This is a genomic window from Candidatus Accumulibacter phosphatis (genome assembly GCF_012939955.1).
GTDB classification, from domain to species: domain Bacteria; phylum Pseudomonadota; class Gammaproteobacteria; order Burkholderiales; family Rhodocyclaceae; genus Accumulibacter; species Accumulibacter delftensis.
Genome location: NZ_SPMY01000076.1, coordinates 1 through 10,186, shown reverse-complemented (window position 1 = coordinate 10,186; position 10,186 = coordinate 1). Strand labels below are relative to the sequence as shown.

The following is a 10,186-nucleotide window of genomic DNA, read 5'->3' as shown; positions in this document are numbered from 1 at the left end:
TTGCCTTCGGCTCTGCGAAAACCTGGCCATAGGACTTTCACCTACGAAGTAACGCGCCATGCCCGGCGCACACGTTTGAATTCACCGGCCTGCGCGGCTTTTCGCGCAGGTCCGGTGGAATGATGGGTTGGGCGTCACTTGAACCAGCCTCTCGCTATGAGCCATGTATACACAGTCCAGCCGCCTCCTGCAAGCGCGGCCAATACGCTGCCAATAATTGCCAGTGCCTTTTGGTTCGTGGAATCACAAAGCCAGCCCCAACCTTTGGCGAGGCGCCCACTAGCAAAATTGACATTGTGGTCTTTCTCAAATCTTTCACGCTCCAACCAATTGGCCGAGATTGGCGAATCGCTCCCTGTCGGTGCTGAAGCCTTCTGTCGTTGGCAGGGAATGGTTCATCGCCAAGCTCGATCGTTTCATGTTTTTGACGGAAGCGTCTATCGTCTTGATGAAACGTTCCATATTTTTCATGGAACGTTCCATCAGCGGGATGAAATGTTCCATCTTTTTCATGGACCGTTCCATCAGCGAGATGAAATGTTCCATGTTTTTCATGGACCGTTCTATCGCCAACATGAAACCTTCGATGTTTTTGATGGAATGATCGATCGTCGGCATGGACCCTTGGTTCTCCGGCATCGATCGATCTGTCCAGGGTGTGGGCGGCGAGGGCCGGCAACGAGCGGGATGGTCGCCGCCGGCCAGAGAGCTTGCTTTACGGGGTTCGCTGTTCTTCGACGAGGTTTTGTGGTTTTTCCCGGTGGCAGGCGTCCTTCTCGCTGTGAGCCAACATAGCCGGCTAGCTGCCGCTCATCGCGGCTGGTAAACGACTCCGACTCCAGTTGCAGCCGGGACAGCCGACGTTCGACGTCACGGTCCGCAAGCCGGCTGCCTTCGCTGCGGGTGGATGAGCCGATACTCTCGATGGTGGCCACCCGCCGTAACGCGGCGCGCCGACCCGGTGCCAAGCCAAGGTACCGAGAAAACGCCAGGCGCCCTTGAACTCATCGATGCCAGCCATGGGACCGAGGATTTCAGGAGTGATCTGGTGGACGGTGCTGGAGCCGATCATGGTGTCCGATAGCGCATCCATTTATACCCGTTTCGGTGGCCGGTGAGCACACACCTTCCTGCGCTGTCAGCCATGATTGTTGCCTACCCCCGCTGCGACGGGTGACTCGGCAATGCTGATGTAAAATCACCCTTTTTCCGTTGCGGCGAGAAGGCAGCAAGCCGCTCCCGACGTCCTGCACCGCCCGCAAGCTGGCGAGGAACAAATAGACTCTGATGGCCGAAGAAAGCAACGACGAACACTACCTCAAGGCCGCGACCGAACTCGGCGACTCGCAAAAGGTGCTTGCCCACCAGGCGATCTATTCCAGCAATGGCATGAAGTTGGTCGAGCGCGGCCTGCGGGTCGACAGCGGGCTGTTCGAACGGCTGATCAATCACCGCTTGCAGCTGCCTATTGACGAGAGCCTCACCGCCGAGAAGGCGGTTACGCTGGAGGAGTTGCGCAATCAGGCTGAAGCTCTGATCACGCAGCAGCCTTTCTATGGGCGGCTTGCAGCCGAGCTCAGCGATCGCGTCACCTTGCTCGGCGCCATTGGCAGCATAGCGTTGCCGAAGGCGATGGCCTTCAGGTTGACCGTCGCCCGTGATCGCGGCGGCGCTCTCTTCGAGCACAGCCTGCAGGTGGCGCTGATTGCGCTTTACCTGGGCATACGCCAGGAGCTGGAGGTGCCCGACCTGCGGGCGCTCGCCGCAGCCGCGCTGATTCACGATATTGGCATGCTGCATGTGGATCCGGAAATGCTGCAGCCCGATCACCGGCTCGATGCCGCCGAGCGGCGACAACTGCACGCGCACCCACTCACGGCGACGATGATCGTCAGGCAGCGACCCGAGTACCCGCAGGCGGTCGCCAGAGCGATTCTCGAGCACCACGAACGACACGACGGTAGCGGTTATCCGCGCGGACTCAAAGGCGCCGAGATCAGCGTCATGGGACGCATACTGCTGCTGGCGGAGGTGGTCGCAGCCGTTCTCGACAAGAAAACCAGCGCCCCCGAGCAACGCTTGTCGCTGATCCTGCGTTTGAACCACAGCAAGTTCGACGCGCAGATGTCGAGCGTGATCCTGAAGCTGCTGGAGCAAGGGATCGTCGACGAGACGGATAGCGAGCAGGACATCCGCAACGCGGAGCGGATCAAAAGCCTTGCCGACGACTTCGATGAATGGAGCAAGGCGCGTTCAGAGATGAGGCACTATGCTGCCGGCGCACCTGTCGTCGGGGCTTTTCTGACCGATCGCGTGGCGACGCTGGAGCGTTCGCTGGCCGACGCCGGTCTGCACCCGGATCAGCTCAAATCGGTGTGCGCCGACATTCGTGACCAGCCCGGCGAAGTGCGTGAACTGGCCATGCTGGCGCGTGAAGCGGGCTGGCAGTTAAAGGGGATCATCCAGGATGTTTTCTGCCGTTTTCCCACTCTGGAGACGACGGAGGAGCCCGGCGAAGTGGCCATCCGGGACTGGCTTCTGCAGCTGAACGGGCGCTTGCAGTAAGGCGGCGGCGATTCGTCAGTCGGCGCAGCTTTCTTTCAGCGGACCTTGCCAGTCAGGCCGGGCACGCTTTCTCGGACTTCTGCCCGGCGACCTGCTCGATAGCCTGGTGGAATTCGCCGGCCACCGCTGCGTCAAGTTCGCCTGCACGGGTGATCCATGCCTCGCGGCCCTTCATTTCTACACCGCTGCTGAAGGTCATGTTTGCTGACGCCAAGGATTGGTCTGTGGGTCAGGCTTGCGGGCGCGGGCGCCCGACGAGGATCACCACCGCGCGTCCGCCAACCAGGAAGCTTCGCAGATTCTCCTGCAGAGGTATTTCCTGACCCGGTTCCTGGATGTCGCCGGGGGCCGGCAGGCTGGTGTTGGCGAACAGGTGCCAGTGATAGTCGGTGGGCAGTTCCGGCAGTTCGAAGGGCAGGGCATCCCAGAAGCTGTTGATCGCCATGTAGAGCACTGGCGTGGCATTCCCTCCTTGTCCGGCCTGCCGTTCCCGGAGCATGAAGGCCAGGGCGCGCGAGTCTGCCGACCAGTCCGCTTTCCATGCCTGTGTACCGTGCCAGATGATATCGGCCGGCGAGCGGCGGGTGCCAAAAAATTCGCCGGTGCGCAGCAGCGGGTGAGCCTTGCGCAAGGCGATCATCTTGCGGGTGAAGTCGAACAGATCGCTGTTGCGTTCGCGCAGCGTCCAGTCGAGCCAGTTCAAGTCGTTGTCATGGCAGTAGGTGTTGTTGTTGCCGCGCTGCGTGCGGCCCAGTTCATCGCCCATCAGGATCATTGGTATGCCGTGGCTCATCAGCAGGATGGCCAGGGCATTCCTGATCATGCGCTGGCGCAGGGCATTGACCTGTACATCGTCGGTTTCGCCTTCAACGCCACAATTCCAGCTATGGTTGCTGTTTCCCCCGTCGCGATTCCCTTCGCCGTTGGCTTCGTTGTGCTTGTCGTTGTAGGCGAACAGATCGTAGAGCGTGAACCCGTCGTGGCAGGTGATGAAGTTGATCGATGCCGTCGGCCCGCGTTCATTCCAGCCGTAGAGATCCGGTGAGCCCTGGATGCGCTCGGCCATTACTCGCACCATGCCGTCGTCCCCTTTCAGGAAGCGGCGAATGTCGTCGCGGTACTTGCCGTTCCACTCGGCCCAGCGTCCGTAGGCCGGGAAGGAGGCGACCTGATAGAGGCCGCCGACGTTCCAGGCTTGGGCAATCAGCTTGCAGTTGGCGAGCACCGGGTCGAAGGCCAGGCTTTCGAGCAGTGGCGGGTTGGGCAGCGGTGCGCCGCTGGGGGCACGGCCGAGAATCGAGGCCAGATCGAAGCGGAAGCCGTCGATGTGGTATTCGGCCGCCCAGTAGCGCAGGCAGTCGAGAAACATGTTGCGCACCACCGGGCTGTTGCAATTGAGGGTGTTGCCGCAGCCGGTGAAGTTGTAGTAGTAGCCTTCCGGCGTCAGCATGTAGAAGGTCTGGTTGTCGATGCCCCGGAAGGAGAGTGTCGGACCGTTCTCGTTACCTTCGGCGGTGTGGTTGACAACCACGTCGAGGATGACTTCGATGCCGTTGCGGTGCAACTCCTTGACCAGGTTCTTGAACTCGTCCACCTCCATGCCGAAGGGGCCCGTGGCGGCGAAGCCCGCCTTGGGCGCGAAGAAGCCGATCGTGCTGTAGCCCCAGTAGTTGAACATCATTTCGCCGGTGAGCGGCTCGGCGCGGCTGTTCTCGAATTCGTCGAACTCGAAGATCGGCATCAGTTCGACGCAGCTCACCCCCAGTTCCTTCAGATAGGGGATCTTCGCCGCGATGCCGGCATAGGTGCCGGGGTGCTTGACGCTGGCCGACGAGTGGGCGGTGAAACTGCGCGTATGCAGTTCGTAAATCACCAGATCGGCGAGTGGCGTTTCCAGAGGACGGTCGTCTTCCCAGTCGAAGTCCTCGAAGATCAGGCGCGCACGCTGCGGGTAGATGTTGTTCCAGTCGGGTGGCGTGCCCCAGACCGTCCGGCCGCCGATCGCCCTGGCGTAGGGATCGAGGAGTATTTTCGAACGGTCGAAGCGGTGTCCGGCTCCCGGATCCCAGGGGCCGTCCATGCGATAGCCGTACTCGATACGCTCGCCGTCGAGATCGAAGACGACCATGCACCAGACCTTGCCAATGCGAAAGGTGTCCGGGAAGGGGATTTCCACGCATGGCTCCGGCGCGCCTTTCTCGAAGAGCACCAGGGTGCACGCGGTGGCGTGGCCGGAGCTGATCGAAAAGTTGACGCCGCCAGGTACCAGGGTGCTGCCGAAGGGATAAGTGCGCCCGGGACGAAGTTTGTAAGCGCCGTGCTGGTGTGTCGGATGGAAGTCAATACGGGTATCCATGTCACCCCCTCAAAAAAAAATCCGCAACGGTCATTATTGCGGCGCGGTCGGGTGTTTATTTTTGCCTTTCGGAGCGTAATCGTTCTGCTGGCGAAGGAATCTGGCTCATTGTTCGCTGGTGTGCGAAGGCAGGGCGATGTGGCCACGACGCAGAAGCGCTTCCATCTCGTCTGCCGGCAGCGGGTAACTGAATAGGTAGCCTTGCAGTTTCGGGCATTGCGCACGCTGCAGGAAGTCGAGCTGTTCTATGGTTTCGACACCTTCGGCAATGACCTCCAGACCGAGGCTGCGGGCCATGGCGATTATCGCGGTGGTGATCCCCGCATCATCGGCATCCTGCGGCAGGCCGCGGATGAAACTGTGATCTATCTTCAGCGTGCCGATCGGGAAGCGCTTGATGTACGACAGCGATGAGTAGCCGGTGCCGAAATCGTCGATCGAGAAGTGCACCCCCATTGCGCGCAGCCGAAACAGCCCCTCGATGCGTTCGGCCTTCGGATCCATCAGAATGCTTTCCGTCAACTCCAGTTCGAGTCGGTCGGCAGAGATGCCCGTGGCGACGACGGCCGCCTCGACGCTGTCCAGGAAATCCGCTGCACCAAGCTGGCGTGCCGAGACGTTTACCGCCACCCGCGGTACCGAAACGCCACGCTGCTGCCATTCCCGCACCTGGCCGCAGGCAGTATTGAGGACCCACTCGCCGATCGGGATAATCAGGCCGCTTTCCTCGGCCACGGGGATGAACCGTGCCGGCGATACCAGGCCATGCTGCGGATGCTGCCAGCGCATCAGGGCTTCCATTCCAACGACCGTCCCATCGTCGGCGCGCACCTGCGGCTGGTAGAAGAGGCAAAATTCTCCGCGTTCGAGGCCTTTGCGAATATCGCCTTCCAGAGCCAGGTGTGTCGTTGTTCGCGTCGTCAGTGTTCGCTCATACAGTTGCCAGTTGTTTCGCCCTTGCTCCTTGGCGTAATACATCGCGGTATCAGCGTGCTTGAGCAGGGTTGCGGCATCGAGGCCGTCGTCGGGGAAGAGGGCGATGCCGATGCTCGAGGTGACCGCGACCTCCTGTTCGCCGATCAGGGCCGGTTGTGCAAGCAGCGTTTGTATTCGCCGGGCGACTACGCAGGCGGTCTCGGCGCTGTCGACATCGGGCAGAACGACGGTGAACTCGTCACCGCCGAGGCGTGCGAAGTGCAGGCTGGATTCGTCCAGCGCCGGCCGGGCAATGAAGGCCCCGGCGCGCAGTTTTTCCTGCAAGCGCTCGGCGATGGTTTGCAGCAGGCAGTCACCAGCGCTGTGGCCGAGGGTGTCATTGATCCGTTTGAAGCCATCGAGATCGAGAAACAGCAGCGCCATCCGACGATTCGTGCGGCGTGCGCGCAACAATTCGCGGTCCAGGCGTTCGAGAAAACTCTGACGGTTGGGTAGGCCCGTTAGTGTGTCGAAGTAGGCCAGGCGCCGGATTTTTTCCTCGCTGTGCTTCTGGAGGGTGATGTCGCGGACGACGATGACCACTTTGTTGGGTCCGTTCGGCGCGATTCGCGCCTCGTAGTGGTGGATGCTTCCCTCTAGCGGCAACTCGAGGAACACCGATTGCAGGTCGTCTCGTTGCAGTGCCTGTTCGACGCCCCGCTGGATGATGCTCGCGGTTTCGCTGGGCAGAACCGCGGCCACGTTCGCGCCGAGCAGTTCGCTGCCGGTGACGAAGAATCGCGTCGCGTAAGGTTGCTTGTAGTCGAGGCAGATTCCTTGCCGGTCGACGACCAGGATCAAATCAGGCGTCGCCCACATGATCGCCGCCTGTCGTTCCTCGAGTTCGTGCAATTCGCGGTGCTCGTCGCGCAGCCGGATGATCAGTGCGGCGAGCCAGAAAGCGGCTTGAAACAGGCTGCCGATCGGAAACGCGAAGGCCGCCAGGCGGCTGACTTCGACGCCGCTGCCGATGACCGAAAAAGCCTGCACCCCGCCGCCGAGCAGGGTCGCGCCCAGCCCCAGGGTGAACAGGCGGAGCGAGGCATCGCCAGTGAACACGCTCCTGACCAGCAGCACCATGGTGGCCACGGCAAGGACGAAGAGAACGGCTGCGCCGGCGCGGTAGCCGGCCGCGTGCCATGCCGAACCCAGGAAGAAGATCGCGCTGAGCAGGACGGAGCCGGCAACCGCGGCGCGAACCTTGCCACGAAGCTGCAGGAATTCGAGCGCCGCGAAGCCAATACCGAGGACCACGCCGGCCACCGAGATTGCCTGCAGGGTCGGGAAGTACTGCGGGCCAGGCCAGAACGGCACGAAAGCCGAACCGATACCGAAGTTCTGCACCAGCCAGACCTGCAGCGCGACGCAGTAAGCGGCGTAGGCCAGCGCGACGCGGCTGCCTGCGTAAGCGCCGAAGCCTACGGCGACGACAATCATCATCAGCAGGATGCCGCTGTAGGCCCCCAAGCCAACCCACAGCACGGTGTTGTCGCGCACGAAGCTGCTCTCGTTGGCGAGCATGATCCAGGGGCGGATGGCTTTGTAGTCCTGCACGATGGCCGTGATTACCGCGCCTTCTGGCAAGGCAGGAAGGCGCGCATAGGGGAATGGGCTGACGATGTCACGGTGGCCAAACGGCAGGCCGCGACCGGAAATCGACAACCAGGGGCAAGCATTGACGTCGGTGGCGACGACAATGAAGAACTCGGCAATCGGTTCCTGCAGGTAGACGATCGGCGATCCGTTAGCCCACTGATGGCGCTCGATGGCTATCTGGAAAGCGCGCGCTGGCTTGGTAAGCGACAGGTCTGGCAAGGACAGTTTTTTACAACCCGCGCGCGGTAGCGACACCGAATCGCGCAGCTGGGTCAGCCAACGGCTCGCATCGTCCGACTGCCCGGGACCTTTTGGGGCATCCCACAAGGGCGTCAGTCCGGTCGACACGGTAGCGGCTTTCGGCGCGGTCCACTGCAGCACGAAGGCTAGCAAGATCAAAAACATCAGGCATTTGCAGAGCCGCTTGGTCATCGCACGCGTTATCCTGTCGTTTCCTGGCATGCACGCTTCCTGTCTTCGGAGATGCCGGGAAGCTGCACGTGTTCGAGCATTGCGATCGCATTATAGGGGGGAATCGTCGTCACTTCGATCCTGGTCGCGGCTCTGCCCTGCGGCAGCAGGCTGGCGGCATCGTCAATCAGCTCAGCGTGCAGTTCGCCATCGGGGTCGGTGACGCACAGGGGCTCGAAATGCCCGCGGTAAGCTTCGGGGATCCAGATCCGGGGACGGTAGAGTGACCCCAGCGGTTCGGAGCTGGCAAGGTAGCTGCGGCAGCCGTCCCGGCCGGGCCGAATGCCGTCGCGACCATTGCTGCCGCAACGCGGGTAGCTCATGGCCCAGGCATTTCCCAGGCCGCTCAGCAGTCCCCACTTGGAGAGCGTCGTACGATAGCGGCGAAAGAACTGCCACGCGTGCGCCGCCAGCTTGCGTTTGGAAATCAGGCCCTTGTCCATGCGTGCGGCAAAAGCCACGGCTTTCTCGATGGCGTCCTCGGGGTGACAGACGAGCGATCGCCCATCCATGTCGCGCAGCCGGACGTTGGGCAGAAACTGGCCCTCCTGGAGGCGGCGGCTGAACAGTGGCGTGCCCAGCAGCGGGATGGCAAAACCGAGGAAGCTTGGCAGGGTAATGCGCGGGTTGGCAACGATGAAGTCGGTTTCCGCGAGCAGGTCGTCGATTCTTTGCTCCACCAGATCAAAGATCAGGCCGTAGTGGAAGACCAGACCGGCCTCCAGGCAGGAGCGGATGATTTCCTCCTGCGGCAGCAGCAGATTCTGTTTTTTTGTTGAAAGCGCTGATCTGCGCGCGGCTGAACGATTCGACGCCGCTAAAAAAAACCGATGCAGCCCGCTGCGCGCGCCAGCGACAGGTTGTCGGCGTTGGTGAAGAAATCGGCGGTCACCAGGGCTGCCCAGCCGCCGAATTTCCTTTGCTCGTACAGCTCCTTGAGGAGGGCCATGCGCGCCTTGAAGTGGGCGCGCGGGCCACCGAAAAAGTTTTGATCGAGGAACATGACGCATTGACGGTAGCCAAGGACCTCGATCTGCCGGCGCACATCGTCCAGGTCATAGCTCATGAATTCGCGGCCTTCCGCGGTCATGGAGCAAAAGTTGCAGTGGAAGTTGCAGTTGCGCGAGGCCTCCGCGTAGCCGATGATGCGACTTCCGGGTAACAGATCATGGCGCGGGATGGGTATCTCGGCGGCGTGCCCGGGGCCAAAGACTGCATCGACCAGCGCGACCACCTGCTCGACATCGTCACTGCAGACGTAATCGAAATAGCGGCGGCTGAGCTTCGGCAGCATTCGCGCCAAGGGACCACCCATGGCGACGACAATGCCCGGATTGACCGTTCGGGCGTAGGCCGTGACCTGCTTCATGCGGTCGAAGGCCGGGTTGAGGCCGGTCAATACCAACAACTCGGCCCATTGCAGGGCGCCAAGATCCTCGAAAGGACCGCTGCGAAACTCGCAGGCGAGGCGAATGTCGACGCGGGCGGGATCGAGCATTCCGGCCAGCATCGCCGGCGCGATGGACTGCGGCATGATCCACGGGGTGCCGCGTGCGCTGCGGTGGTTGTCGGAATAGCAGTTGAGAATCAGGATTCGTGGATTGGGCATGCCGGGCTCGGTCCGCTGTCGTCAAGCCGACAGCGCGGTCCAGGCGGATTTGGCGTTGCTATACCAGCGATGGCCAATTTCACAAAGGTGATCCGTAGTCGGCAAGGGGGGCGAAGGCGAGTCCGGAGCCGGTGACGCCCAGATGCCGCAACCCCGGATAGGCTGATTGTGCCAACCATCCCGCAACCAACCCTCGCCTAGTCGCTTGATCAATTCGACGTCCTCTTGCCGGCGCGAGGCGATATCCATTTCGGCGATGCGGCGAAACTCTTCGACCGTCCAGCCGGCGGGAACGCTCCACTGGCCCGTCGCTGGATCGATAACCGGCTGAATCACCGGATTCATGCGCACAATCGCGGTGTCGGTGAAGGGGCAACAGGAGACGTCGGCCGGCAAGCCGCCGTCGAGCATGAGGTGGGCAATGAAAGTGTGCGCATCCGGAGGATCGGCGATGATCGTCTTGCCCACCTTGACCAACTCCGGCAGGAAGCCGGTGCTGGCGCGCGACCGGCACAGTTCATCCGGGATCCCGTCGCTGCNTTCGGGCAGAAAAACCGTGCTTGTGCCCAGCCGACAGCACGCCGATATCGCGACGCGGCACGCCCATGGCGATG

Annotated in this window: 7 protein-coding genes and 1 pseudogene; 1 reads left to right on the top strand and 7 read right to left on the bottom strand. The window is 61.8% G+C overall.

The genetic code is table 11. From position 1 onward, the window contains the following. Nucleotides 1-315: 315 nt before the first annotated feature. Complete coding sequence (locus E4Q23_RS20460) at nt 316-618, bottom strand: hypothetical protein (RefSeq protein WP_169068342.1); 303 nt, start codon at nt 616-618, stop codon at nt 316-318. A gap of 173 nt (nt 619-791) precedes the next feature. Continuing rightward, a pseudogene (locus E4Q23_RS24280) lies at nt 792-1,072 on the bottom strand (Fic family protein); the annotation flags it as partial. A 215-nt stretch (nt 1,073-1,287) separates the two neighbouring features. Between E4Q23_RS24280 and E4Q23_RS20455 the strand changes: the two are divergent. Beyond that, a complete protein-coding gene (locus tag E4Q23_RS20455; protein WP_169068341.1) occupies nt 1,288-2,565 on the top strand; it encodes an HD-GYP domain-containing protein in 1,278 nt (425 codons plus the stop codon). A gap of 52 nt (nt 2,566-2,617) precedes the next feature. On the opposite strand, the gene E4Q23_RS20450 is transcribed toward E4Q23_RS20455, so the two are convergent. The 5 genes from E4Q23_RS20450 to E4Q23_RS20430 form a co-directional block, all read right to left on the bottom strand. Then, nucleotides 2,618-2,764 (bottom strand): hypothetical protein, encoded by a 147-nt coding sequence (locus E4Q23_RS20450; protein WP_169068340.1) that lies wholly within the window; start codon nt 2,762-2,764, stop codon nt 2,618-2,620. Between the two features lie 30 nt (nt 2,765-2,794). Beyond that, nucleotides 2,795-4,921 (bottom strand): glycogen debranching protein GlgX, encoded by a 2,127-nt coding sequence (gene glgX, locus E4Q23_RS20445; RefSeq protein ID WP_169068339.1) that lies wholly within the window; start codon nt 4,919-4,921, stop codon nt 2,795-2,797. 105 nt (nt 4,922-5,026) lie between these two features. Continuing rightward, complete coding sequence (locus E4Q23_RS20440; protein WP_169068338.1) at nt 5,027-7,897, bottom strand: putative bifunctional diguanylate cyclase/phosphodiesterase; 2,871 nt, start codon at nt 7,895-7,897, stop codon at nt 5,027-5,029. Nucleotides 7,898-7,932: 35 nt separating this feature from the next. Further along, complete coding sequence (locus E4Q23_RS20435; RefSeq protein ID WP_169068337.1) at nt 7,933-8,643, bottom strand: hypothetical protein; 711 nt, start codon at nt 8,641-8,643, stop codon at nt 7,933-7,935. 137 nt (nt 8,644-8,780) lie between these two features. After that, nucleotides 8,781-9,572, bottom strand: a complete 792-nt coding sequence (locus E4Q23_RS20430; protein ID WP_169068336.1) for a B12-binding domain-containing radical SAM protein — start codon at nt 9,570-9,572, stop codon at nt 8,781-8,783. Nucleotides 9,573-10,186: the final 614 nt, after the last annotated feature.